The organism is Streptomyces sp. NPDC023723, assembly GCF_040639815.1.
GTDB lineage: Bacteria > Actinomycetota > Actinomycetes > Streptomycetales > Streptomycetaceae > Streptomyces.
This window is the reverse complement of record NZ_JBFAAP010000025.1, coordinates 1-24,661: the sequence shown is the minus strand read 5'-3', so window position 1 is coordinate 24,661 and position 24,661 is coordinate 1. Positions and strand designations below refer to the sequence as shown.

Annotated in this window: 17 protein-coding genes; 10 read left to right on the top strand and 7 right to left on the bottom strand. The window is 74.0% G+C overall.

Features of this window, described 5'->3' with window-relative positions; translation table 11 throughout:
- Nucleotides 1-359 precede the first annotated feature (359 nt).
- A complete protein-coding gene (locus tag AB0G32_RS24110; protein ID WP_361166826.1) occupies nucleotides 360-1,241 on the top strand; it encodes a hypothetical protein in 882 nt (293 codons plus the stop codon).
- Nucleotides 1,242-1,283: 42 nt separating this feature from the next.
- The gene (locus AB0G32_RS24105) at nucleotides 1,284-5,951 is read left to right on the top strand and encodes a hypothetical protein (protein WP_361166823.1); all 4,668 of its coding nucleotides are present in this window, start codon (nucleotides 1,284-1,286) and stop codon (nucleotides 5,949-5,951) included.
- On the opposite strand, the gene solA is transcribed toward AB0G32_RS24105, so the two are convergent.
- On the bottom strand, nucleotides 5,948-7,099 hold the full coding sequence (gene solA / locus AB0G32_RS24100) for an N-methyl-L-tryptophan oxidase (protein WP_361166820.1): 1,152 nt from the start codon (nucleotides 7,097-7,099) through the stop codon (nucleotides 5,948-5,950). The genes AB0G32_RS24105 and solA overlap by 4 nt on opposite strands.
- A gap of 112 nt (nucleotides 7,100-7,211) precedes the next feature.
- Entirely contained in the window at nucleotides 7,212-7,880 is a 669-nt protein-coding gene (locus AB0G32_RS24095; protein ID WP_361166817.1) for a hypothetical protein, read from the bottom strand.
- A 410-nt stretch (nucleotides 7,881-8,290) separates the two neighbouring features.
- Here AB0G32_RS24095 and AB0G32_RS24090 point away from each other — a divergent pair, with 410 nt between their 5' ends.
- The 4 genes from AB0G32_RS24090 (at nucleotide 8,291) to AB0G32_RS24075 (ending at nucleotide 12,511) form a co-directional block, all read left to right on the top strand.
- Nucleotides 8,291-10,963, top strand: a complete 2,673-nt coding sequence (locus AB0G32_RS24090) for a nitrate- and nitrite sensing domain-containing protein (RefSeq protein WP_361166814.1) — start codon at nucleotides 8,291-8,293, stop codon at nucleotides 10,961-10,963.
- Nucleotides 10,960-11,394 carry a roadblock/LC7 domain-containing protein gene (locus tag AB0G32_RS24085; RefSeq protein ID WP_361166811.1) on the top strand — a complete coding sequence of 145 codons (435 nt, stop codon included), beginning with the start codon at nucleotides 10,960-10,962 and terminating at the stop codon, nucleotides 11,392-11,394. Before AB0G32_RS24090 ends, AB0G32_RS24085 begins: the two co-directional genes overlap by 4 nt.
- Before the next feature lie 9 nt (nucleotides 11,395-11,403).
- On the top strand, nucleotides 11,404-11,826 hold the full coding sequence (locus tag AB0G32_RS24080; protein WP_361166808.1) for a DUF742 domain-containing protein: 423 nt from the start codon (nucleotides 11,404-11,406) through the stop codon (nucleotides 11,824-11,826).
- A 79-nt stretch (nucleotides 11,827-11,905) separates the two neighbouring features.
- Nucleotides 11,906-12,511: an ATP/GTP-binding protein gene (locus tag AB0G32_RS24075; RefSeq protein WP_361166805.1), complete on the top strand. Its 606-nt coding sequence runs from the start codon at nucleotides 11,906-11,908 to the stop codon at nucleotides 12,509-12,511.
- A gap of 1 nt (nucleotide 12,512) precedes the next feature.
- On the opposite strand, the gene glpK is transcribed toward AB0G32_RS24075, so the two are convergent.
- On the bottom strand, nucleotides 12,513-14,039 hold the full coding sequence (gene glpK / locus AB0G32_RS24070; RefSeq protein ID WP_361166802.1) for a glycerol kinase GlpK: 1,527 nt from the start codon (nucleotides 14,037-14,039) through the stop codon (nucleotides 12,513-12,515).
- Nucleotides 14,040-14,108: 69 nt separating this feature from the next.
- The gene (locus AB0G32_RS24065; RefSeq protein ID WP_361166799.1) at nucleotides 14,109-14,858 is read right to left on the bottom strand and encodes an MIP/aquaporin family protein; all 750 of its coding nucleotides are present in this window, start codon (nucleotides 14,856-14,858) and stop codon (nucleotides 14,109-14,111) included.
- A gap of 165 nt (nucleotides 14,859-15,023) precedes the next feature.
- On the opposite strand from AB0G32_RS24065, the gene AB0G32_RS24060 reads away from it, so the two are divergent.
- Together AB0G32_RS24060 and AB0G32_RS24055 are read left to right on the top strand one after the other, a co-directional pair.
- Nucleotides 15,024-15,833 carry a M15 family metallopeptidase gene (locus tag AB0G32_RS24060; RefSeq protein ID WP_361166796.1) on the top strand — a complete coding sequence of 270 codons (810 nt, stop codon included), beginning with the start codon at nucleotides 15,024-15,026 and terminating at the stop codon, nucleotides 15,831-15,833.
- 51 nt (nucleotides 15,834-15,884) lie between these two features.
- Nucleotides 15,885-16,421 carry an NUDIX domain-containing protein gene (locus AB0G32_RS24055; protein ID WP_361166793.1) on the top strand — a complete coding sequence of 179 codons (537 nt, stop codon included), beginning with the start codon at nucleotides 15,885-15,887 and terminating at the stop codon, nucleotides 16,419-16,421.
- Nucleotides 16,422-16,518: 97 nt separating this feature from the next.
- Here the strand turns inward: AB0G32_RS24055 and AB0G32_RS24050 are convergent, their stop codons facing one another.
- Complete coding sequence (locus AB0G32_RS24050) at nucleotides 16,519-18,879, bottom strand: TIM-barrel domain-containing protein (protein WP_361166790.1); 2,361 nt, start codon at nucleotides 18,877-18,879, stop codon at nucleotides 16,519-16,521.
- 170 nt (nucleotides 18,880-19,049) lie between these two features.
- Between AB0G32_RS24050 and AB0G32_RS24045 the strand changes: the two genes are divergently transcribed.
- Together AB0G32_RS24045 and AB0G32_RS24040 are read left to right on the top strand one after the other, a co-directional pair.
- The gene (locus tag AB0G32_RS24045; protein WP_361166787.1) at nucleotides 19,050-21,032 is read left to right on the top strand and encodes an acetoacetate--CoA ligase; all 1,983 of its coding nucleotides are present in this window, start codon (nucleotides 19,050-19,052) and stop codon (nucleotides 21,030-21,032) included.
- Between the two features lie 93 nt (nucleotides 21,033-21,125).
- Nucleotides 21,126-22,028 (top strand): hypothetical protein, encoded by a 903-nt coding sequence (locus AB0G32_RS24040; RefSeq protein ID WP_361166784.1) that lies wholly within the window; start codon nucleotides 21,126-21,128, stop codon nucleotides 22,026-22,028.
- A gap of 70 nt (nucleotides 22,029-22,098) precedes the next feature.
- Here AB0G32_RS24040 and ptsP read toward each other — a convergent pair whose 3' ends face one another.
- Together ptsP and AB0G32_RS24030 are read right to left on the bottom strand one after the other, a co-directional pair.
- Nucleotides 22,099-23,769 carry a phosphoenolpyruvate--protein phosphotransferase gene (ptsP, locus tag AB0G32_RS24035; protein WP_361166781.1) on the bottom strand — a complete coding sequence of 557 codons (1,671 nt, stop codon included), beginning with the start codon at nucleotides 23,767-23,769 and terminating at the stop codon, nucleotides 22,099-22,101.
- A 93-nt stretch (nucleotides 23,770-23,862) separates the two neighbouring features.
- The gene (locus AB0G32_RS24030) at nucleotides 23,863-24,312 is read right to left on the bottom strand and encodes a PTS glucose transporter subunit IIA (RefSeq protein ID WP_361166778.1); all 450 of its coding nucleotides are present in this window, start codon (nucleotides 24,310-24,312) and stop codon (nucleotides 23,863-23,865) included.
- Nucleotides 24,313-24,661 lie beyond the last annotated feature (349 nt).

Below are 24,661 nucleotides of genomic sequence, written 5' to 3'. Positions count from 1 at the left end.
TCCGGTCCGCGATTCGTCCGGAGCGCGCCGGGTCCGCGGCCGAGGGCATCAGCCCGCTGGACCTCCGGCCCGGCCGGGACCGCGCACCGCGGCGTGGGCGCGGGGGGCCGGGCCGGCGGCCGGGCGGCGCGGGACGCCGGTGGTGACGGGCACGGCACCGGACCGGACGGCGCCGACGCGGACGCGCGCCGGGGAGACGGGCGGCACGGGGATGCCGGCCGTGCCCGGCCGGGCGGCGATGCGGACGGGCGCCGGGGAGACGGGCGGCACGGGGATGCCGGCCGTGCCCGGCCGGGCGGCGACGCGGCCGCAAGCCGCATGACCACGGACAACCGCAGGCGCAGTGAGGAGTACCGACCGTGACCGAGCCCGTCGACTGGAGCGAAGCCGAGCCGGCCGCCGCCGAGAAGGCGCCCGCCGTCACCCCCGCCGACGCCGCCGACGCGGCCCGGCTGGTCGCCTTCGGTCTCCAGCCCAAGCTGCTGCCCGCCCGCGACCAGGAGTACGCCGACCTGCTGCGCCGCTACCGCGAGGACCCGCCGTTCGCCCGGCTCGCCGACGCCGTGGCGACCGGCCTCGGCCTGATCGTCCTGGAGGTGTCCCCCCGCGCGGGCATGGCCGTGACCGCCGCCGAGGACTCGGTGTTCGCCGTCCGCATGGGCGACTACGCGCGCCGCGCCGCCACCGACTCCGCCGACCGCTTCCTGCACGGCCTGGCCCACCTCGCCGTCGCCGCGCTGGCCTTCCCGCGCCCCGAGGACCTCGCCGACGACGGCTACATCGGCCGCGTCACGGTCAACGGCGTGGACGGCTTCGTCCGCCAGGCCTGCCGCCGCCTGGAGGAACGCGCCGCGGAGCAGGGCGAGAACACCGACCCGGTCAGCGACGCCCCCGGCCTGGAGTCCGCCTGGCGGATCTGGGTCCGGCGCAGCGCCACCGGCGCCACCAAGGACGCCCGCCGGCTGCCCGGCTCGACCACCGGCATCGTCGCCAAGGCCGTCGCCTTCCTCACCGACTCCGGCTTCCTCCAGCGCACCGGCGACGACCACGGCGGCACCTACCGCACCACCGCCCGCTACCAGCTCCAGGTCCGCGACCTGGCCGGCAGCGCCGCCCTGACCGAACTGCTGGAGCTGGGCGTCGTCCCCGTCACCGACGGCACCCCGACCCTGCTGCCCGCCGAGGACACCGACGACCTGGACCTGGTCGCCGACGCCGGCCTGCCGTTCCACTCCGCCTGAGCCCCCACCGACCGACCTCACGAAGACTGCCGAGAGTCCGCCATGTACGAGCTGTCCCGGGTCCGCCTCTACTCCATCGGCCCCGCCGGTGCGCGCTACGCCGACACCGTGCTTGACCTGCGCGGGGTGGGCGAGACCGTGCCCGACCCTGCGCCCACCCAGGCGGAGTTCTTCGAGGCGGAACCGGTCGGCCCGCCGCGCCGCCCGGCCCCCGCCGGCGTGCTCTTCCTGGAGAACGGCGGCGGTAAGTCGGTCCTCCTCAAGCTCATCTTCTCGGTGATGCTGCCGGGCCACCGCAACACCCTGGGCGGCGCCAGCTCCGGCGTGCTGCGCAAGTTCCTGCTCGCCGACGACTGCGGACACGTGGCCCTGGAGTGGCAGCACGTCCTGACCGGCGAGTGCGTCGTGGTCGGCAAGGCCAGCGAGTGGCGGGGCCGCCAGGTCTCCAACGACCCGCGGAAGTTCGCCGAGGCCTGGTACTCCTTCCGGCCCGGCCCCGGACTGGCCCTGGACAACCTCCCGGTCGCCGAGTCCACCGCCGTCCGCCCGCCCGTCGAGGGCGCCTCCGGCGCGCAGGGCCGGCGGCGCACCATGAAGGGCTTCCGGGACGCCCTGACCGAGGCCGGCAAGGCGTACCCGCACCTGGAGGTGCACTGGGAGGAGATCCACGACCGCTGGATCGAACACCTCGGCGACCTCGGCCTGGACCCCGAACTCTTCCGCTACCAGCGGGAGATGAACGCCGACGAGGGCGAGGCGGCCGGCCTCTTCGCGGTCAAGAAGGACGCCGACTTCACCGACCTGCTGCTGCGCGCCGTCACCGACACCCGGGACACCGACGGACTCGCCGACCTGGTCAGCGGCTTCGGCAACAAGCTGGGCCGGCGCGCCGAACTGATCGCCGAACGGGACTTCACGGCCGGCTCCGTCGACCTGCTCGGCCGGATCGTCGAAGCCACCGGGGCCCGCGCCCGGGCCCGCGAGATCCACACCGCCGCCGAGCGCCGCACCCGCACCCTGGCCCGCCGGCTCGCCGCCCGCGGCACCCGCGAGCGGGCCCGCGCCGGGGACCTCACCCAGCGGGTCACCGCCGCCGCCCACGCCGTCACCCACGCCGAGTCGGCCCGCGAGCGCAGCGCCCTGGTCGCCGCCGAACTCGCCTACCGGCACGCCTCGCTGGCCCTGGCCGCCGCCGAGAAGTCCGCCGCCGCGCAGAAGCGGGAACTGGCCGACGCCCGCACCCTGCACTCCGCCTGGCAGGCCGCCGAGGCGGTACTGCGGCATCGCGCGGCCACCGACCGCGTCACCCGCGTCTCCGCCGCCATCCAGGAGGCCGAACGGGACGCCGCGCCCGCACTCGCCGCCCGCGCCAAGGCCGCCGTCGACCTGGTCCGCGCCCTGCACGCGGCGGCCGGCAAGGCCGAGGATCGGGCCAACGAGGAGGAGGAACGCTCCGCCGCCCTCCAGGACACCGGCGACGCCGCCCACCGGGACGCCACCGCCGCCGCCACCGAGGCCCAGCGCGCCCGCAGCGAGGCCGGTCATCTGCGCCAGCGGCTGACCGAGGTCGAGCAGGAGACCGCCGAGGCGGTCCGGGCCGGCTGGCTCGACGACAGCGCGCCCGACGCCGACCCGGCCCGCGCCGCCCTCGCCGCCAGCGACGCCGAGAAGACCACCGTGGCCGCCTGGGACACCGCCCGGGAAGCGGCCCGCCGGGCCACCGAGCACGCCCGCGAGGCCGCCGCCGCCGAGAGCCGCGCCGAACTGACCGCGGCCCGCGCGGCCGACGCCGGGACTGCCGCCCGGTCGGCCCGCGACGCCGAACACCGCACGGCCGGCGCCCTGGCGGCCGAGGAACGCCTCGCCGAACTGCTCGGCCTGGCTTCCGCGTCCGGCGGCGCCACCGCCCGCCCCGGTATCCCGGGGCCCCGCCGGGACCGGCCGGGCACCGGCCCCGACAGCGACGGCGCCGACGCACCGTCCGGCCTGCCCGCCCCGGGCGACACCCCCCTCACCCCCGAGCAGCTCGACCGTTTCGCCGACGAGTTGGGCGAGCTGCTCGACGCCTCCGTCTCCTCCGCCGAACGCCAGCTCTTCGACCTGCGCACCGCCGCCGCCGACGACGCCCGCATCCTCGGCGCGCTCGGCGACGGCGGACTGCTGCCGCCCGGCCCGGACGTCCTGGCCACCGTCGAGTTCCTCGGCGAGCACGGCATCCCCGCCCTGCCCGGCTGGCGCTACCTCGCCCAGGCCGTCGACCCCGCCGACCACGCCCGGGTGCTCGCCGCCCGGCCCGAGCTGGTCGACGGCGTCATCATCACCGACCCCGCCTCGCACGCCCGGGCCCGCGCCGCCCTCGGCGACGCCGCCCTGCTGCCGCGCTCCGCCGTCGCCGTCGGCACCGCCGCGGCCCTGCTCGCCCCCACCCCGGCCGAGGGCCCCGGCGACGAGGGCGTCTTCCTCGTACCGCCGAACCCCGCCATGCACGACGAGCACGCCGCCGACGAGGAGCGGCAGGCGCTGCGCGCCCGGGCGACCGAGCGGGACGAGGAGATCCGGGCACTGGCCGCCCGGCTCGGCAAGGACCGTGAACTGGCCGCGCGGCTCGCCTCCTGGCGCACCGGCTGCCCGGCCGGCCGACTCACCGAACTGGTACGGACCGCCGAGGAGGCGGACGCCTTCGCCGCCGAGTGCGAGGCCGAACTGGCCGAGGCCCGCACCGTGCGCGCGGAGGCCGACGAGGCCGCCGCCGAGGCCGTCCACGTACGCGACGAACGGCAGGAGGCCGCCCAGAAGGCCCGACGCGCCGCCGACGCCCTCGCCGGCCTCGCCTTCCGGCTGCGCGAACGCGCCGGCTGGCAGGCCCGGCTGCGCGAACTGGCCGACGAGGCGGCCGAGGCCGAGGCCCGCGCCCAGGTCTGTCTGGAGCGGGCCCGCGCCGCCGACGAGGACCGGCGGGCCGCCCAGCGCGCCGCCGACGACGCCCGCCGCACCGCCCGCGCGCTGCGCGCCGAGCGCGCCGAGATCGCCGGCGCCCCCGACGACGTACCGGAGGACGGCACCGAGGCGTCCAGCACGTCACTGCCCGCGCTGCGCGAGGCGTACCGGGCCGCCTCCCAGCTCTACGAGAAGGTCGGGGTCGGCGCCGACCTGCGCGCCGAACAGGCCCGCGCGGAGAGCGACGAGAGCGCGGCCCGCGCCGAACTGGACCGGCTCAGCAACAAGGTCCGCACCCGCGCCGAACAGCTGCTCCAGTCGCCCGACGGCTCGGACGGACCCTCCCGGCAGGCCGCCGCCGCCCGCGCGGAGGAACTGGTGCAGCTTCTGGAGACCCGGATGTCCACCGCCAGCGAGCAGCTCGGCCGGCTGCGCGGCGAGGCGGAGCGGCTGGCCCCGCAGGACGACGGGGCGACGCACACCGCCCTGCCCGAGGAACTGGTCCCCCGGGACGCCGAGCACGCCCAGGCACTGCTGCGCACGGCCACGACCGAACTGGCCGCCCGCACCGAGGCGTTGAACCAGTCCCGCGAGGCGCACGCCGAACTCCTCGCCGGGCACCGCGCCGCCGAGGACGCGGCCGGCGGCTTCGACGAGATCGCCGCCCTGCTGCGCGACCTGCTGCGCGAACAGCCGGCCGAGGAGGAACAGGAGGAACCCGAGCCGTATCCGGGCACCTTGGAGGAGGCCCGGCAGTCCGCCGCCGAGACCCGCCGTTCGCTGCGCGGCTGCGCCGGAGACCTGTCCGCCGCCGAGGGCGCGGTGCGCGAGGCGAGCGACATCCTGGTCCGGCACGCCAACTCCACCCGCTACGAGCAGGTCCGCACCCCCGCCCGGCAGCAGATCCGCGAACTGCCGGCCGCCGCCCTGCCCGAACACGCCCAGAAGTGGGCCGACGCCTTCGCCCCGCGGCTGCGCGTCCTCACCGACGAACTGGCCCAGCTGGAACGCAACCGCGACTCGATCGTGGACCGGCTGCGCGGCCTGGTCGAATCCGCGCTCGCCACCCTCCGCTCCGCCCAGCGGCTGTCCCGGCTGCCGGAGGGACTGGGGGAGTGGTCCGGGCAGGAGTTCCTGCGCATCCGCTTCGAGGAACCCGACCAGGCCACCCTCACCGAGCGGCTCGGCGAGGTGATCGACGAGGCGACCCGGGCCGCCGTGAAGAAGAACTCCGACCTGCGCCGGGACGGCATGTCCCTGCTGCTGCGCGGGGTCGCCGCCGCCCTGCGGCCCAGCGGTGTCGCCGTCGAGATCCTCAAGCCGGACGCGGTCCTGCGCGCCGAGCGCGTCCCGGTCGGACAGATGGGCGACGTCTTCTCCGGCGGCCAGCTGCTCACCGCGGCCATCGCCCTGTACTGCACGATGGCCGCGCTGCGCAGCAACGACCGGGGCCGGGACAAGCACCGGCACGCCGGCACGCTCTTCCTCGACAACCCCATCGGCCGCGCCAACGCCACCTATCTGCTGGAACTCCAGCGGGCCGTCTCCGACGCGCTCGGCGTCCAGCTCCTCTACACCACCGGCCTGTTCGACACCACCGCGCTCGCCGAGTTCCCGCTGGTCATCCGGCTGCGCAACGACGCCGACCTCCGGGCCGGACTGAAGTACATCAGCGTGGAGGAGCACCTGCGGCCCGGTCTGCCCCAGCAGACCGAGGGCGAGGCGGTGCACAGCGAGATCACGGCCACCCGGATGTTCAAGCGGCCCCTCTAGCGGGCGGCGAACCGGGCCGGGTCGAACAGTCCGACGGGGTGGGCCGTGGTGCCGGTCAGCGCCAGGTCGGCGAGGATCTCCCCGACCACGGGCACGAACTTGAAGCCGTGCCCGGAGAACCCGCACGCCACGGTCACCGACTCGGGGTGCGCCGGGTGCGGGGCGATCACGAAGTGCTCGTCGGGAGTGGTGGAGTACATGCAGGTCGCCGCCTTGAGGAAGGTGCCCGGCAGATCCGGGAGCAGACCGGAGACCTGCTCCGCCATCGCCCGGATCTCCTCCTCACGCACGGTCCGGTCGATGGTCTCGGGCGTGGTCGGCGCCGACTCCCTGCGGAAGAAGGCGACCTTCGCGCCCCCGTCGGGACCGTCGATCGCCGGGAATCCGTAGACCTGGACCCCGGCCGCGTCCTCCCAGATGTAGACCGGGTGCCGTTCGGGCCGGAAGGGCTCGATGCCGCCGGCCGGCCGGAACCAGTACATGACCTGCCGTTCGACGGTGATGTCCACCCCCACGTCGGCGAGCAGCCGCGGCGCCCACGCACCCGGGCAGATCACCAGCCGGCCCGCGGTGTAGGTGTTCGCGGCGGTGTGCACCCGCACGCCGTCCCGGTACGGCTCCCAGTGGGTCATCGGCTCGTCGAAGCGCAGGTCGGCGCCCTGCCGGCCGGCGAGTTGGAGATGGGCGGCGACGGTGTTCTCCGGGCGCAGCAGTCCCGCCTTCGCCTCGAACAGGCCGATCTCGTCGTCGCCGGGCGTCAGCGTCGGGAAGCGGCGGCGGATCGCGGCGGCGTCCAGCACCTCGTGCGGCAGGTCCCACGCGCGGGCCGAGCGCAGCGAGCCGGCCACGGGACGCGAGTCCGGACGGCCGACCATCAGCCCGCCGCACAGCACGGCGATCTCCTGGCCGGTGGCCCGCTCCAGGTCCTCGTACAGCTCGTAGGCGCGCAGCAGCAGCGGCACGTACGCCGGGTCCTCGAAGTAGGACTGCCGGGTGATCCGGGAGCCGCCGTGGCTGGAGCCGCGGTCGTGCACCGGCCCGAACTTCTCCAGCCCCAGCACCCGGGCGCCGCGCGCGGACAGGTGGTGGGCGGCGGCACTGCCCATGCCGCCGAGTCCGATCACGATGACGTCATAGGTGGGGGACATGCGGGGGCCTCCTGGCGGCGGGTGCGGGTCTTGTCGGCGATCGTGACGGACACCCTTTCACCCGGGCACGCCGGGGGGCCGAGACGGTCCCGGCGTGCACTCCCGTGCCTCCTCAGGGGTGCGAGAGCTGTTGCCCCCCGCGCCCCCGGCGCCGTATCCGCTCCTGGGCGCGCTCGGCGGACCGGGCCTGCCGCCGGGCCCGGCGGCGTTCGCGGCGCAGCGCCCGCGCGGTGCTGTTCGGCATCGAGACCACGCCGTGCCGCTGGTTCCAGACCTGGCGCGTGACCCACACGTCGAGCACGCCCCAGGTGGCCGCCACCGTGCTGACCACGCTGCTGAGCAGCATGGGGAAGGCCAGCCACGAGCCGGCCATCGTGCACAGGAAGGCCACCATCGCCTGGATCAGCGTCACGGCGACGATGATCACCGCGCGGACGGCCGCCGTCCGCACCGGGTCCGGCAGCCGGCGCCGCCGCGCCGGTTCCTCCACCCACAACGGCCGGTAACCCGGCTGCTCCCGCACCGCACCGGCCCCGACTGCCGACCGCTCACCACCGCCGACTGCCGACCGCCCAGCACCGCCGACTGCCGGCCGCCCCGCATCGCCGGAAGCCGGCCGCCCGCCGCCGACGGCCGCCCGTGTGCCGCCACCGTGCCGCGCCGCCGGGACACCGTGCTCCGGTGTCCCGGACCCCGGACCCACTCCCGCGGATCCGGTCCGTGTTCTCGACCGGGCCGCCCCGTCGTTCCCGGGCGTCCCGTTCAGCTCCGCCGTGCCCATCAACGTGTCACTCCCCACCGCCAGCAGACCGCTCGCCCGTCTCCGAAGGCCCGGTTCCCCTGTGGCTGCCCGGCTTGCGCTGTTTTACGCCGCACGGATGCGGCACGCGGCTCCTGTGGCCGATTCCGCTCCCATATCCCGTAGACAATGACGATCGACGCCCCCGCAAGATTCCCGCCGGGCACAGAAATCCGGCCAGCCCTTCCACCGCGCCCGCCACGCCGCGGCCCGCCGCCGGCATCCGGCCGGGGCGGCAATCTCCCGCAATGACCGGACAACTCACGATCTCGCGGCGTGGGTACGGAAGTTCAGCTTCCGGACCGGTCTTCGAACCATCGGCCCGTCAGTAGTAGGCTCGCGCCGTTTATTGACGTGAATCGGCACCGATGGGGGTCGAGCTGGGGGAGGCCATGCGCTTTCGCGGAAAGTCCATCCGCCGGAAGATCGTGGCTCTGCTGCTCGTGCCGCTGGTCGCGCTGACGGCGATCTGGGCGTTCGCCGCCGTGCTGACCGGCCGGGAGGCCGGCCGGCTGTTCAGCGTGTCGATCCTGGTGGAGAAGGTCGGTTACCCCGTCGAGGACACCGTCCGCACGCTCCAGCAGGAACGCCGCCAGACCCTCGTCTACCTGGCCGACCCGCGCGCCTCCAACGCCCTCTCCGCCCTGCGCCGCACCCGCGCCGTCACCGACGAGGCGGTCGCCGACGTCCGCCGGCACGCCGCCGACCCCGACGTCCGCGACGCGCTGAGCCAGGGCGAGGACGAGCGGCTGACCGCCGCCCTGGACGCCCTGGCCGGCCTCGGCTCGCTCCGGCGCAGCGTCGAGGGCGGCATCGTGAACCGGTCCCAGGCCCTCGGCTTCTACAACCGCCTGGTCGATCCCTGCCACCTGCTGCTCGCCGACCTCAACGTCATCGACAACGTCACGCTGGACAAGCAGTACCGCGCCCTCGTCAACCTCTCCCGGGCCCGCGAACTGCTCTCCCGCGAGGACGCCCTGCTCGGCTCCGCCCTGGTCACCGGCGGACTCGGCGGCGACGAGATCGACGACATCTCCGACCTGGTGGCCCAGCGCACCCTGCTGTACGACGTGACGCTGCCGCTGCTGCCGGCCGCGGAGCGCAAGCGCTACGAGCGGTACTGGCAGGACGCCTCCTCCGCCCCGCTGCGCGCGGCCGAGGGGACGGTCGTCGCCTCCGGCGCCGGCATGCCCGGCGGCCTCGACGCCAAGAGCTGGGACACCGTCGCGGGAGCCGCGCTGGACGACCTCGGCACCCTCGACGACGGGGCCGCCGACCGGTACGAGAACCGGGCCGAACCGGTCGCGATGGCCGTCATCACCAAGGCCGTCGTGGCCGGCACCCTCGGCGTGGTCGCCGTGCTGCTGTCCGTCTTCCTGTCCGTCCGCATCGGCCGCGGCCTCATCCGCGACCTCAAGCAGCTCCGCGCGGAGGCCCACGAGGCATCCGACGTACGCCTGCCCAGCGTGATGCGCCGCCTCTCGGCCGGCGAACAGGTCGACGTGGAGACCGAGGTCCCGCGCCTGGAGTACGACAAGAACGAGATCGGCGAGGTCGGCCACGCCCTCAACACCCTCCAGCGCGCCGCCGTCGAGGCCGCCGTCAAGCAGGCCGAACTCCGCTCCGGGGTCTCCGAGGTCTTCGTCAACCTGGCCCGCCGCAGCCAGGTCCTGCTGCACAAGCAGCTCACCCTGCTCGACACCATGGAGCGCCGCACCGACGACACCGAGGAACTCGCCGACCTGTTCCGCCTCGACCACCTGACCACCCGGATGCGCCGGCACGCGGAGGGCCTGGTCATCCTCTCCGGCGCCGCTCCCTCCCGGCAGTGGCGCAAGCCCGTCCAGCTCATGGACGTCGTCCGCGCGGCCGTCGCCGAGGTCGAGGACTACGAGCGCGTCGAGGTCCGCCGGCTGCCCCGGATCGCCGTCACCGGCGCCGCGGTGGCCGACCTCACCCACCTGGTCGCCGAGTTCCTGGAGAACGCCACGGTGTTCTCGCCCCCGCACACCGCGGTGCAGGTACTGGGCGAACGGGTCGCCAACGGCTTCACCCTGGAGATCCACGACCGCGGCCTCGGCATGACGGCCGACGCGCTCCTGGACGCCAACCTCCGCCTTGCCGAGACGCCCGAGTTCGAGCTGTCCGACACCGACCGGCTCGGCCTGTTCGTGGTCAGCCGCCTCGCCCAGCGCCAGAACGTCCGCGTCTCGCTCCAGCCCTCCCCGTACGGCGGCACCACTGCGGTCGTCTTCATCCCGGACGCGTTGCTGACGGAGGACGCCCCGGAGACCAACGGCGTCGGCTTCCGCCTCGACCGCCCGGACCGCCCCGCCCACGCCGCCGGCCGCGACCAGGACCGCCGCGCCGCCCTGGCCGAGGTGCCCGTACGGCTGCCCGGCGGCTCCCCGGCGCTGCTCGACGGTCCGGTCGAACTGGAGGCGCTGGCCGGCTCCGACGCCCTGGGCCACCCGGAGCCGACCGGGCGGGAGGGCGACGGCCTGTTCCGTCCACGCCGCCCGGACCCGGCCGGGGCACCGGACGAACCGGCCGCCCGGCACGACCGCCAGGACCGCTACGAGTCCGGCCGGGCGCCCGACGCCCCCGTCCCGCTGCCCCGCCGCCGGACCCCCAAGCTGGTCAGCTCGCACGGGCGCCCGGTTGCCGAACGGCCCCGCGCGGGCGGGCCGGACGGGGCCTCCGCGCCGGCCGCGGACCATGACCCGTTGCCCGCCCTCCCGTCCCGCCGCCGTGGCACGTCCCCGGCGGACACCGGGGCGACGGGCGCGGCGCCCGACGCCCCCGACACACCCGGGCCTTCTGACAGTCCCCTGCCCCGGCGGGTCCGCCAGGCCAGCCTCGCCCCGCAGTTGAAGCGGGAACGTGAGCGGCCCGCCGAGGACGGGTCCGATCCCACCGACCGGGACGCCGAGGAAGTACGCAACCGCATGGCCTCGCTCCAGCGTGGCTGGCAGCGTGGCCGCCGGGAGAGCGCCACCGACGACCCGGCACGAGAAGAACAAGCACCACAAGCACAACGAACGACAGAGGGGGACGGTCGATGACCGCACCGAAGGCGACCGGCCACAGCACGGCGGGCGGCAGGGAGCTGAACTGGCTCCTCGACGACCTGGTGGACCGGGTCGCGAGCATCCGCAAGGCCCTCGTCCTGTCCGGCGACGGCCTGGCCACGGGCGCTTCCAAGGACCTGACCCGGGAGGACGGCGAGCACCTCGCCGCCGTCGCCTCGGGCTTCCACAGCCTCGCCAAGGGCGTGGGCCGCCACTTCGAGGCGGGCAGTGTCCGGCAGACGATCGTCGAACTCGACGACGCGTTCCTCTTCGTCACGGCCGCCGGAGACGGCAGCTGCCTCGCCGTCCTGTCCGACGCGGACTCCGACGTCGGCCAGGTCGCCTACGAGATGACCCTCCTCGTCAAGCGGGTCGGCGCGCACCTGGGCGCCGCGCCCCGTACCGATGTGCCCTCGGGCGGGTAGTGGAGTGACATGAGCGCAGACGGTCAGGGAAGACAGGGAACGCAGGGAACACCGGGAAGACACCACTGGTTCGACGACGAGGCCGGCCCGGTCGTCCGTCCGTACGCCATGACCCGGGGCCGTACCACCAGCCCGGCCCAGCACCGTCTCGACCTGATCGCGCTGGTGGTCGCCGAGGACCGCGCGGACGACCCGGAGGCGGACCGCAGTCTGTCTCCGGAACACGTCGACATCGTCGGACTGTGCCGGGACGAACCCCAGTCGGTCGCCGAACTCGCCGCGGGTCTCGATCTGCCGATCGGCGTCGTACGGGTCCTCGTCGGCGACCTGGTGGACGCCGACTTCGTGCACGTCAATCGGCCGGTGCCGCCGGCCGAGCTCCCCGACGAAAGCATTCTGCGCGACGTCATCGACGGTCTCCGGGCGCTGTGACCGCCGTACCGCCGCGCCGTCGAACCGCCGCACACCCCCAGTCCAGCAGCGCACGTACCCAGCAGGAGAGAGCAGACCGATGATCTTCGGGCGTCCCGAGCGTGGCAGGCCCCCGGTCGAACCCGTCACGCTCAAGATCCTGGTGGCCGGCGGCTTCGGCGTGGGCAAGACCACCCTGGTCGGCGCGGTCAGCGAGATCCGGCCGCTGCGCACCGAGGAACTGCTCACCGAGGCGGGCCGCCCGGTCGACGACCTCAGCGGCGTGGAGGGCAAGCACACCACCACCGTCGCCATGGACTTCGGCCGCATCACGCTCCGCGAGGGCCTGGTGCTCTACCTCTTCGGCACACCCGGCCAGGAGCGGTTCTGGTTCATGTGGGACGAACTGTCGGAGGGCGCCCTCGGTGCCGTGGTGCTCGCCGACACCCGCCGCCTGGAGGACTGCTTCGCCGCCGTCGACTACTTCGAGCGGCGCTCGATCCCCTTCGTGGTCGGCGTGAACTGCTTCGAGGGCGCCGCCCGTTACCCGGTGGACGCCGTCCGCCGGGCCCTCGACCTGGACGAGAGCGTACCGATGGTGTTGTGCGACGCCCGGGACCGGGAGTCGGTGAAGGACGTCCTGATCGGTGTCGTCCAGCACGCGGTGGCCTACCCGGCCGGCCACCGCCGGACGGTCACCACCTGACTCACCCGCCCGGCTGGTCCTCCTCCTGCCAGCCGAAGCTCTTCTCCACCGCCCGGCGCCAGTTGCGGTACTCGCGGTCCCGCACCGACGCCGCCATGGCGGGCACCCATTGGGCGTCCTCGTGCCAGTGCGCCTTGAGCTCGTCGAGGTCGTGCCACACCCCGGTGGCCAGCCCCGCCGCGTACGCCGCGCCCAGGCAGGTCGTCTCGGAGACCCTCGGCCGGATCACCGGGACGCCCAGGACGTCCGCCTGGTGCTGCATCAGCAGCTCGTTGCGGGTCATGCCGCCGTCGACCTTCAGGGTGCTGATCCGCACCCCGGAGTCCTGGTACATGGCGTCCACCACCTCGCGCGTCTGCCAGCTGGTCGCCTCCAGCACCGCCCGCGCCAGGTGCGCCCTGGTGACGTACCGGGTCAGCCCGGTGATGACGCCGCGTGCGTCGGAACGCCAGTAGGGCGCGAAGAGACCGGAGAACGCGGGCACCACGTACGCCCCGCCGTTGTCCGGCACGCTCGCCGCCAGCGACTCGATCTCGTCGGCGCCGCGGATGATGCCGAGCTGGTCGCGGAACCACTGCACCAGGGCGCCGGTGACCGCGATCGACCCCTCCAGGCAGTAGACGGGCGGCGCGTCGCCGATCCGGTAGCCCATCGTCGTCAGCAGCCCGTGCTTCGACGCCACCGGCCGGTTCCCGGTGTTCAGCAGCAGGAAGCTCCCGGTGCCGTACGTGTTCTTCGCCGTGCCGACGTCGTAGCAGGCCTGCCCGAACAAGGCCGCCTGCTGGTCGCCCAGCGCCGAGGCCACGGGGACCCCCGAGAGCTGGCCGACGGCGGTGCCGTAGACCTCGGCGGAGGACCGGATCTCGGGCAGCATCGCCGCCGGGAGGTCCATCGCGGCGAGAATGGCGGGATCCCACTGGAGCGACTCCAGGTCCATCAGCAGGGTGCGTCCGGCGTTGGTCACATCGGTGACGTGCCGGCCACCGTCCGTGCCGCCGGTGAGGTTCCAGATCAGCCAGGAGTCGATGGTGCCGAAGGCGATCTCGCCACGCTCGGCGCGGTCCCGCAGCCCCGGCACGTTGGCCAGCAGCCAGGCCGCCTTGGGCCCGGCGAAGTAGCTGGCCAGCGGCAACCCGGTCCGCTCCCGGAAACGGTCCGGGCCGTCCGGGCCGCCCAGCCGCCGGCACAGCGCCGAGGTACGGGTGTCCTGCCACACGATGGCGTTGTGCACCGGCTTGCCGGTCGCCCGGTCCCAGAGCACGGTCGTCTCGCGCTGGTTGGTGATGCCGAGCGCGCTGAGCTGCCCGGCCCGCAGCCCGGCCTTGGCGAGCGCCCCGGCGACCACCGCCTGCACCTTGGACCAGATCTCGGTGGCGTCGTGCTCCACCCAGCCCGGCTTCGGGAAGATCTGGCGGTGCTCGCGCTGGTCCACGGCGACGATCGCGCCGTCGTGGTCGAAGATGATGCAGCGGCTCGAGGTGGTGCCCTGGTCGATCGCGGCGACGTACGGCTCGGAGTGGTCCGTCATGGCTGTCCCTAGGGCTGGAGGTTTGAGGAGCGGTACGGCTCAAAGTGGTACGGCTCAAAGTGGTACGGCTCAGAAGGCGGCGTTGCGGAGCAGACCCGCGAGCGCCCCGCCGATCAGCGGGCCGGCCACCGGGATCCACGCGTAACCCCAGTCGGAGCCGCCCTTGTTCGGGATCGGCAGGAAGGTGTGCACGATCCGGGGACCGAGGTCGCGCGCCGGATTGACGGCGTAACCGGTCGGCCCGCCCAGGGACAGACCGATGCCGACGACGAGCAGGGAGACGATCAGCACCAGCGTCCCGGACTCGCCGAGCCCCTCGGTCAGTCCGAAGGCGAGGACCGGCAGCACCAGCCCGACGGTCGCGATGATCTCCGTGACCAGATTGGCGACCGGGTGCCGGATCTCCGGGACGGTGGCGAAGACGCCCAGCGTGCCGACCGGCCCGTCCGCCGTCCCCTCGGTGCTCCCGGGCGCCCGCACATTGGCCCGGAACTGCGCGAAGTACGCGAGGTAACAGAGCACGGCACCCGTCATGGCGCCCACCAACTGCCCCAGCACGTACACCCAGACCTTGCCCCACTCCCCGGTGTCGACGGCGATCCCCAGGGTGACGGCCGGGTTCAGGTGGCCGCCGGACAGCGGCGCGGCGGTGTACGCGCCGGCCAGCACGCCGAACCCCCAGCCGAACGCGATGACCGCCCACCCCGAGTTCCGCGCCTTGCTGTGTCTCAGGGTGACGGCGGCGCACACACCGGCGCCGAAGAGGATCAGGATCGCGGTGCCGATGACCTCGCCGACGAAGATGTCTCCGTTGCTCATGGCGGCTCCCAGGCCCATGTGCGGTGCCGGAAGTGTTCATCGGCGCTCAGAGGCCGTCAAGGTCGGCGACGCCACCGGTCGAACACCCCGAACGGCATCCCGGCCGACACTCCGACCGCATACAACCGCTTTCGGGAACGAACGCCCTCCCGATATGTAAGAGACATGACACGACCGACCATCTGGGCCCGCCGCCTCGTCACCACCTTCGCCGCCCTGCTCGCCGTGACCACCGTCCCCGCCACCGCGCACGCCGGGACCGACCCGAAGGCGCCCGCCGACTTCGTCGCCCTGCGCAGCTTCGCCCCGACGATCCTGGAGGAGATCCGCTACGCCACCCCGCACAACTTCGTCGGCGAGCCCGTCGACGGCTACCAGCAGCCCCTGTGCATCCTCACCCGCCCCGCGGCCCAGGCCCTCGCCGAAGCCCAGACCAGCCTGCTGCGCCAGGGCTACTCCCTCAAGGTCTACGACTGCTACCGGCCGCAACGCGCCGTCGACCACTTCGTCCGCTGGGCCCAGGACCTCGACGACCAGGCGATGAAGGCGGAGTTCTATCCGGACGTCGACAAGACCCGGCTGTTCGCGGACGGTTACATCGCGGAGAAGTCCGGCCACAGCCGCGGCTCCACGGTCGACCTCACCCTCGTCGAACTTCCCGCGCCACCGACCCGGCCTTACCAGCCGGGACAGCCCCTGGTGCCCTGCACCGCGCCCCAGGCAGAACGCTTCCCCGACAACTCCGTCGACATGGGCACCGGTTACGACTGCTTCGACACCCTCTCCCACACCGCCGACCCCCGCGTCCAGGGCACACAGCGCGCCAACCGGCTGCTGCTCAAGAGCACCCTGGAGGACCTCGGTTTCGTCAACCTCGCCGAGGAGTGGTGGCACTACACCTTCAAGCCGGAGACCTACCCGGACACCTACTTCGACTTCCCGGTGTCCGCGAAATCGCTGACCGGCCGCTCCTGACCGGGCCGCCCACCGGAGAGCACCGCTCCGCCATCGGCTACAGTCCGCCGCGTGTCCGACACTCCGACCTCCGTTCCCCATCCCGCACCGGGCTCCCACTGCTCCAGCTGCGGCACGCCCTACGGAGCGGGCGTCTCCGGCTGGCCCCGCACCTGCCCGGCCTGCGGCACCACGGCCTACCGCAACCCCCTGCCGGTCGCGGTCGCCCTCCAGCCCGTCTACGACACCAAGGGCACCGGCCTGGTCGTCATCACCCGGACCGTGGCCCCCGCGCGCGGGGGCACGGCGCTGCCCGGCGGCTACGTCGACGACGGCGAGGACTGGCGGCAGGCCGTCGTCCGCGAACTCAGGGAGGAGACGGCCATCGACGCCGCGAGCCGCGACGTCCGCCTGATGGACGCCCTGAGCGCGCCCGACGGCCACCTGCTGCTGTTCGGCCTGCTCCCCGAGCGCCCGGCGGAGGGCCTGCCGCCCTTTGCCCCCAACGCCGAAACAGCCGGCCGGCACCTGCTGCGCCGCCCCGAGGACCTCGCCTTCCCGCTGCACACGATCGCCGCGCGAGCCTGGTTCGAGGGCCGCTACATCTGATCTCCGGGACCGCTGCGCCCGGGGGCACCGGCGGCTCACCCGGACCGGGCCCGACCCCGCTCCGGCCCGGCAGCCGCCGCCCGCCCTCGCCGCCGCCTCACCCGAGGCCGCGCACCCGCACCGGATACGGCGCCTCCCCGGAGCCGCCCTCGCCCTCCCGCTCCACGACCACCCGCCGGCCCTGCCACCGCGCGGTGTACCGCTCGAGCTCCGGTTCCGCCCAGCCGTCACCCGCGTCCGGCACCACCAGCCCGCCCCCGGTCCGCCCCCGGGCCGGTGCCCACACTTCCAGCTCCAGCCCGCCGTCGGCACCGCGCACCGGGAAAACCGCACCCGCGCGGGCGAACACCGGAATCCGCGCCAGGGACGCGTCGACCAGCACCTGCCCGGGCCCCTCGTACGCCCGCTCCGTCACCGTGTCGTACCACCGGCCCCGCGGCAGCCGCACCGCGCGCCGGTCCGCCCCCGGGTCGAGCACCGGCGCCACCAGCAGACAGTCCCCGAGCAGAAACGCGTCCTCGCAGTCCCGCAGCGCCCGGTCCTCCGGCGCCGACCACCACAGCGGCCGCGCGTAAGGCGCCCCGGTACGCCGCGCCAGATGCGCCAGCGTCATGAAGTACGGCAACAGCCGCCGCCGTTCGACGAGCGCCACGCGCGCGTGCTCCAGCACCTCGTCCCCGAACTCCCAGGGCTCGCCGCGCCCCGCCCGCGCCCCCGCGTGCGTCCGCAACAGCGGCAGGTACGCGCCCAGCTGCAACCACCGCAGATACAGCTCCGGCGACGCACTCCCGTCGACGCCGCCCACGTCCGGCCCCGAGTACGGCACCCCGCACAGCCCCAGCCCCAGCACCAGCGCCAGCGACGCCCGCAGCCCCGGCCAGCCCGTGGCCACCTCCCCGGACCAGGCGCCGCCGTAGCGCTGCACGCCGGCCCACCCCGAGCGCGAGAAGACGAACGGCCGCTGCCCGGGCGCCAGCTCGCGCAGCCCCTCGTAACCGGCCCGGGCCATGCACAGCGCGTACACGTTGTGCGCCTCCCGATGGTCACCGCCCCGCCCCTCCAGCCAGTGCCGGGCCGAACGCGGCAGCGTCGCCTCACCGAACGCGGCGAACGACGTCGGCTCGTTCCGGTCGTGCCAGAACCCCGCGAACCCCTGCTCCAGCCGCTCCTCGTACAGCCCGCCCCACCACGCCCGCACACGCGCGTGCGTGAAATCCGGGAAGACCGCGTCCCCCGGCCACGCGACCCCCCGCACCACCCGGCCCCCGGCATCCCGCACGAACGCGTCCTCGGCCACCCCGCCGTCGTACACCGGGTCACCGGGCTCCGCCGCCACCGCCGGGCCGACGACCGACACCAGCCGGATCCCGTCCCGCCGCAACTCCTCGGCGAGCTGCGGCAACTTCGCGAACCGCTCCTCGTCGACACTGAACACCCGGTGACCGTCATGGTGATCGATGTCCAGGTGCACCGCGTCCAGCGGCAGACCGCGCTCCCGGTACCCGGCGACGATCCGCCGCACCTCCCGCTCGTCCCCGAACCCCCGCCGCGCGTGCTGGTGACCGAGCGCCCACCCGGGCGGCAGCGCGGGCGCCCCGGTCAGCGCCGCCCAGGCCAGCAGCGCCCGCGCCGGCGTCCCCACCGACACCCAGCAGCGCAGCGGCCCGCCGTCCATCCGCAGCACACTCGTCCCCGGCCGGTCGTGCCCCGACCCGGCACCCTCCGCGCCCTCCCGCAGCACCACCGTGCCGTCCCACGAACTGTCGTAGAACACCAGGTGCGTCCCCGCGTCGGCCACCACCATCTGCACCGGCATCGTCAGATGCAGCGGATCGTCCCCCGGACCGAAGGAACGCCCCGGATCGGTGTTCCACAGCCGGTACCGCCCGTCCCGCAGCCGCGGCCCCGAAGCCCGCCCCCCGAGACCGAAGAACCGCGCGTCGGCGCTCACCTCCGCCCGCTGCATCCACCGCGCCCGGCCACCCCCGGCCGGCTCCCACCAGCGGGGCGGCAGATCCCGCCGCAGCGTGACCCCGCCCGGCGTCCGCACCTCGACCGCGCCGTGCCGCGACACGGCGATCGTGGCCCGCTCGGCCACCACCCGCCAGCCACCGTCCTTGTCGGGCTCCAGCGCCGCCCGCGGATCCGGCTCCGGACACCGCCCGGCCAACGCGTACGACGGCTCCGGACCGGCCCCGTCCCAGCCCCAGAACACCGCCCCGTTCACCGCCACCAGAATCCGCAGCTCCGAGCGGTCGAACCGGATGACACCGCCCCCGGGCCCCGGCTCCACCTCGCGCAGCAGCCCGGGCACCCGCGCCCGCTCCGCCCCCCGCGGCTCCAGCCCCACGGCGTCGGACCGCCGCCTGCGCCACGCCGCCCGCACGGTCCGCAACCCCTGACCCGTCCCCACCGAACCGACCGCCTTCACCGAACGCACCAGGTCACGACCGTCCATGCTGCTCACCCTGCCACTGACCGCACTGCCCACAGGCACCGTTCAACTTCCGTTCACCCGCGCCGGTCCCAGATCTTCACGAGCCACCAGGTGGCGGGGCGCGCCCTGGTGCGGAAGTCGATCACATGGCATCGTCCCTGTCAGCCGCCGCACCGCTCAGGAGCCGACCCATGACGACCGAGAACGCGCAGCCGCAGCCCCTCTGGCAGCCCGACCCGCAGCGCGTCGCGCGGGCCCGGATCACCGCCTTCCAGAGCTGGGCGGCCGACCACCACGGCGCCCCGGCCGCCGGCGGCTACCCGGCCCTGCACCGCTGGTCCGTCGACCAGCTGGAGACGTTCTGGAAAGCCGTCACCGACTGGTTCGACGTACGGTTCTCGACGCCGTACGCGCGCGTACTGGGCGACCGCGCCATGCCCGGCGCCCAGTGGTTCCCCGGCGCCACGCTGAACTACGCCGAGCACGCCCTGCGCGCGGCGGCCACCCGCGCGGACGAACCCGCCCTCCTGCACGTCGACGAGACCCACGAGACCCGCCCCGTCAGCTGGGCCGAACTGCGCCGCCAGGTCGGCTCCCTGGCCGCCGAACTACGCGCCCTCGGCGTCCGCCCCGGCGACCGCGTCAGCGGCTACCTCCCCAACATCCCGCAGGCCGTCGTCGCCCTCCTGGCCACCGCCGCCGTCGGCGCCGTCTGGACCTCCTGCGCCCCCGACTTCGGCGCCCGCAGCGTCCTGGACCGCTTCCAGCAGGTCGAACCCGTCGTCCTGTTCACCGTCGACGGCTACCGCTACGGCGGCAAGGAACACGACCGCCGCGAGGTCGTCGCCGAACTCCGCCGCGAACTGCCCGCCCTCCGCGCGGTGGTGCACATCCCGCTGCTCGGCACGGACACCCCCGAAGGCGCCCTCGACTGGACGGCGGTCACCTCCGCCGACACCGACCCGGTGTTCGAACAGGTCCCCTTCGACCACCCCCTGTGGGTCCTGTACTCCTCCGGCACCACCGGCCTGCCCAAGGCCATCGTCCAGTCCCAGGGCGGCATCCTCGTCGAGCACCTCAAACAGCTCGGCCTGCACTGCGACCTCGGCCCCCGGGACCGCTTCTTCTGGTACACGTCCACCGGCTGGATGATGTGGAACTTCCTCGTCTCCGGCCTGCTCACCGGCACCACGATCGTCCTCTACGACGGCAGCCCCGGATACCCGGACGCCGGCGCCCAGTGGGGCGTGGCCGAACGCACCGGCACCACCCTCTTCGGCACCTCCGCCGCCTACGTCATGGCCTGCCGCAAGGCCGGCGTGCACCCGGCCCGCGACCACGACCTCTCCCGGATCCAGTGTGTCGCCACCACCGGCTCGCCGCTCCCGCCCGACGGCTTCCGCTGGCTGCACGACGAGTTCGCCGAGGCCGGCGCGGATCTCTGGGTCGCCTCCGTCAGCGGCGGCACCGACGTCTGCTCCTGCTTCGCCGGAGCCGTCCCCACCCTGCCCGTGTACATCGGCGAGCTCCAGGCCCCCGCCCTCGGCACCGACCTCCAGGCCTGGGACCCCGCCGGCCACCCGCTGACCGACGAGGTCGGCGAACTCGTCGTCACCGCCCCCATGCCGTCGATGCCGATCCGCTTCTGGAACGACCCGGACGGCAGCCGCTACCACGACAGCTACTTCGACACCTACCCCGGCGTCTGGCGGCACGGCGACTGGATCACCGTCACCTCCCGGGGCTCCGTGATCATCCACGGCCGCTCCGACTCCACCCTCAACCGGCAGGGCGTCCGGATGGGCTCGGCCGACATCTACGAAGTCGTCGAACGCCTCCCCGAGATCAGGGAATCCCTGGTCATCGGCGTCGAACAGCCCGACGGCGGCTACTGGATGCCGCTCTTCGTCCATCTGGCCCCGGACACCGCCCTCGACGAAGCGCTGCTGACCCGCATCAAGCAGGCCATCCGCGCCGACCTCTCACCCCGCCACGTCCCCGACGAGGTCATCGAGGTCCCCGGCATCCCGCACACCCTCACCGGCAAGCGCATCGAGGTCCCGGTCAAACGCCTCCTGCAAGGCACCCCCCTGGAGAAGGCGGTCAACCCCGGCTCCGTCGACGACCTCGTCCTCCTGGCCTTCTACGAGGAGCTCGCCCGCAAGCGCTCATGACCCCACTGTCAGTGGTCGCGGTTACGGTGAGTGAGCATTGATCGATCGCTCGTGATCGACAGCGCACTGACCGACCGCGCATCTGGGGGAGACATGACGTACACCGACCGGACCGCCGGCCACACCGCCCGCCGCGTCCTGCGCCGCGAGATCGCCGGCACCATCGGCCTGCTCACCGACGAGCACGACTTCCGCGTCATGCGGCGCTACCGCACCTTCACCTTCGACGACCATCCCGCCTACCTACGGCACGTGGAGGCCGTCCTGCGGACCCGCGCCGCACAGGGCGCCCACACCACGATCGCCCTCTTCGACCCGGAGGAGTACGCCGCGTACTGCCAGGAGGCGGGCCTCGACCCCGACGCCCCCTCCAGCCGCACCCGCTTCACCGCCGCGCTCGCCGCCACCGGCCCCACCGTGCCCTACGACGGCCAGCCCCTGGCCGACGTCGTCCCCACCCTGATCGACGAAGCCGTCCGCCAGGCCACCTGGGAATACGCGGCCACGCTCCTGGCCCGCCTCGGCTCCTGCGCCTCCTGCGGTCAGGACCTGGGCCGAGCCGCCTACGACCGCGCGAGTGCCCTCGTCACCCGCGTCCTCGACACCGCCCCCGCGGGCCGGCGCCACCTCGTCTGCAGCGTCGCGACGGCACCGGAGACCCTCCTGTCCGTCCTGCACGCGGACGACGACGAGAACGGCACCCCGCACCTCGACGAGGCCGAACTCCTGGAGTTCACCGGCGTCCTCGCCCTGGGCCTGGCCACCCACCGCCCCGGCGGCCTGGTCATCCGCACCAGCGCCCCCGCCGTCCCGGACCGCGTCTACGGCTGGCGCCTGCGCGGCTACGGCCTCGCCCCGCTCACCGCGGCAGAGGTCTTCGACGCCTACTGCACCGACGCCGAATCCGGCGACCTGATCTCCCCGGAGTCCAACGTCGACTACTGCGAGCCACCGGACCTCGGGGACGACGACCCGGCCCCGGGACACCGCCACTGAACGCGAGCGGGGCGCCCCACCACCGGTGGAGCGCCCCGCGAAGCATCCGGACAGCCGGCCGGTGCCGGTCCTACTCGCCGGACAGCACCGCCTGCGCCGCCGCCCGTGCCTCCTCGGCACTGTCCGTGGCCCGGGCCGCGGCAGCGGCCCGCTCGCACTGGGCGAGCGTGAACTTCGCCAGCATCGCCCGCACATACGGAATCGAGGCCGCCCCCATGGAGAGAGAGGTGACGCCCAGCCCGGTCAGCACACACGCCAGCAGCGGATCGGACGCCGCCTCACCGCAGACACCACAGCTCTTGCTCTCGGCCTTCGCCGCCTCGGCGGACAGCGCCACCAGATCGAGCAGCGCGGGCTGCCAGGGGTCCTGGAGCCGGGAGACCGCACCGACCTGCCGGTCGGCGGCGAAGGTGTACTGCGCGAGGTCGTTGGTGCCCAGCGACAGGAACTCGACCTCCTGCAACACCGACCGGGCCCGCAGCGCGGCGGACGGGATCTCCACCATCGCGCCGAACTTCGCCCGCAGCCCGGCCGCCCGGCAGGCGTCGGCGAACGCCCGGGCGTCGGCCCGGTCCGCCACCATCGGCGCCATGACCTCCAGGTGCACGGGCAGCCCCTCGGCCGCCTTCGCCAGCGCCGTCAGCTGCGTACGCAGCACCTCCGGATGGTCCAGCAGCGTCCGCAGCCCCCGCACACCCAGCGCCGGGTTCGGCTCGTCGCCCGGCGTGAGGAAGGCCAGCGGCTTGTCCGCGCCCGCGTCCAGCACCCGCACGACGACCCGGCCCTCGGGAAACGCCTCCAGCACCTGCCGGTACGCCGAGACCTGCTGTTCCTCGCCCGGCGCGCGCTCACTGTCGTCCAGGAACAGGAACTCGGTGCGGAACAGACCGACACCCTCCGCTCCCGCCTCGACCGCGGCGGCCACGTCCGCCGGCCCGCCGATGTTGGCCAGCAGCGGCACCTTGTGCCCGTCGGAGGTGGCCCCGGGGCCGGTCGCGGCGGCCAGCGCGGCCTTGCGCTCGGCCGCCTGCGCCGCCAGCCGCGACCGCTCCTGCGCGCTCGGCTCGACGAAGACCTCGCCGCTGCTGCCGTCCACGGCGACCACCGTGCCCTCGGCCAGCTCACCGGCGCCCGGCAGCGCCACCACGGCCGGCACCCCGAGCGCCCGCGCCAGAATCGCGCTGTGGCTGGTCGGCCCGCCTTCCTCGGTGACGAACCCGAGCACCAGAGCGGGGTCGAGCAGCGCCGTGTCGGCGGGCGCCAGATCCCGCGCGATGAGCACGTACGGCTCCTCGCTGTCCGGCACACCCGGCATCGGCACCCCGAGCAGCCGGGCGACGATACGGTTCCGCACGTCATCGAGGTCGGCCACGCGCCCGGCGAGATACTCCCCGGCACCGGCCAGCAGCGCCCGGTACGCCGCGAAGGCGTCGTACACCGCGCGCTCGGCCGTGCTCCCGACGGCGATCCGCCGCTCCACGTCCGCCATCAGCTCGGGGTCCTGGGCCATCATGGCCTGCGCCTCGAGGACGGCCTGGGCCTCGCCGCCGGCCAGATTGCCGCGGGCCATCAGATCCGCCGCCACCGCCTCCACGGCCTTGCGGGCACGCCCCTGCTCCCGCTCGGCGTCCTCGGCCGGGATCTGCTTGGCCGGCGGCTCCAGCACCGCCGTGCCCATGTGCCGGACCTCGCCGATCGCCACCCCGTGGCTGACCCCGACGCCTCGCAGCGTTGTCTCCATCTCACCCGTCTCCGATAGCGCGGCGAGCCCCGCCGCCGCGGTGTGTGTCCGGCCGGCCGTCGTCCGACGGCACCCATGTCTCCACGAGGAGGATCACTGCCAGTGGAAGAGGTCCTCCCCGACCCCGACGTCGCCGTCCTCGCGAAGCTGGGAGAGGGACTCGGCCGTGGCCTCCAGCGCCACGACCGGGCACACCGGGGACTTGCCGGCCGCTTCGACGGCGGCCGGGCTCCAGCGCACGACCGCCTGCCCGCGGGTGACGGTGTCTCCCTTGTTCACCAGCAGTTCAAAACCCTCCCCGTTGAGCTGCACGGTGTCGATACCGAGGTGGGTCAGCACGCCGTGCCCGCTCTCGTCGACCACGACGAAGGCGTGCGGGTGCAGGGACACGATCACCCCGTCCACGGGCGCGACCGCCTCCGACGGCTCTCGTACGGGGTCGATCGCGGTGCCCGGGCCGACCATGGCCCCGGAGAAGACCGGATCCGGCACGGCGGCCAGTCCGATGGCGCGTCCTGCCATCGGCGACGTCACGGTGGTCATGGGGAGCCTCCCAAGGGTGCGAATGTTGTGCAGCAGGCTATGTCATAGGAAGTACCGGTTCCGCATGATGCTACCGGTAAGAGGTCTAGACCACAGTCCCCATCGATTTGCACCCGTTCCGCGGGCCGATGTAGAGTCGATAGTCCTGTCCGAGCGGCAGGTCTCAACTCATCAGATCGTAACTCCAGATCTGCTTCTGCATGCCCGCAGGCGGGTGGTCAGAGGGGCTGGAAAATCCTGATAGTGTTGGAAACACCGAAGGGAAGCGCCCGGAGGAAAGCCTGAGAGAGTCTCTCGGGTGAGTACAAAGGAAGCGTCCGTTCCTTGAGAACTCAACAGCGTGCCAAAA

Coding starts and splice junctions, on each gene's coding strand:
- AB0G32_RS24050 (WP_361166790.1), bottom strand. CDS start 18,879: ATGGACGGTCGTGACCTGGTGCGTTCGGTGAAGGCGGTCGGTTCGGTG.
- AB0G32_RS24075 (WP_361166805.1), top strand. CDS start 11,906: ATGATCTTCGGGCGTCCCGAGCGTGGCAGGCCCCCGGTCGAACCCGTC.
- AB0G32_RS24090 (WP_361166814.1), top strand. CDS start 8,291: ATGCGCTTTCGCGGAAAGTCCATCCGCCGGAAGATCGTGGCTCTGCTG.
- AB0G32_RS24030 (WP_361166778.1), bottom strand. CDS start 24,312: ATGACCACCGTGACGTCGCCGATGGCAGGACGCGCCATCGGACTGGCC.
- AB0G32_RS24080 (WP_361166808.1), top strand. CDS start 11,404: ATGAGCGCAGACGGTCAGGGAAGACAGGGAACGCAGGGAACACCGGGA.
- AB0G32_RS24065 (WP_361166799.1), bottom strand. CDS start 14,858: ATGAGCAACGGAGACATCTTCGTCGGCGAGGTCATCGGCACCGCGATC.
- AB0G32_RS24105 (WP_361166823.1), top strand. CDS start 1,284: ATGTACGAGCTGTCCCGGGTCCGCCTCTACTCCATCGGCCCCGCCGGT.
- AB0G32_RS24085 (WP_361166811.1), top strand. CDS start 10,960: ATGACCGCACCGAAGGCGACCGGCCACAGCACGGCGGGCGGCAGGGAG.
- solA (WP_361166820.1), bottom strand. CDS start 7,099: ATGTCCCCCACCTATGACGTCATCGTGATCGGACTCGGCGGCATGGGC.
- AB0G32_RS24060 (WP_361166796.1), top strand. CDS start 15,024: ATGACACGACCGACCATCTGGGCCCGCCGCCTCGTCACCACCTTCGCC.
- AB0G32_RS24095 (WP_361166817.1), bottom strand. CDS start 7,880: ATGGGCACGGCGGAGCTGAACGGGACGCCCGGGAACGACGGGGCGGCC.
- AB0G32_RS24040 (WP_361166784.1), top strand. CDS start 21,126: ATGACGTACACCGACCGGACCGCCGGCCACACCGCCCGCCGCGTCCTG.
- ptsP (WP_361166781.1), bottom strand. CDS start 23,769: ATGGAGACAACGCTGCGAGGCGTCGGGGTCAGCCACGGGGTGGCGATC.
- glpK (WP_361166802.1), bottom strand. CDS start 14,039: ATGACGGACCACTCCGAGCCGTACGTCGCCGCGATCGACCAGGGCACC.
- AB0G32_RS24045 (WP_361166787.1), top strand. CDS start 19,050: ATGACGACCGAGAACGCGCAGCCGCAGCCCCTCTGGCAGCCCGACCCG.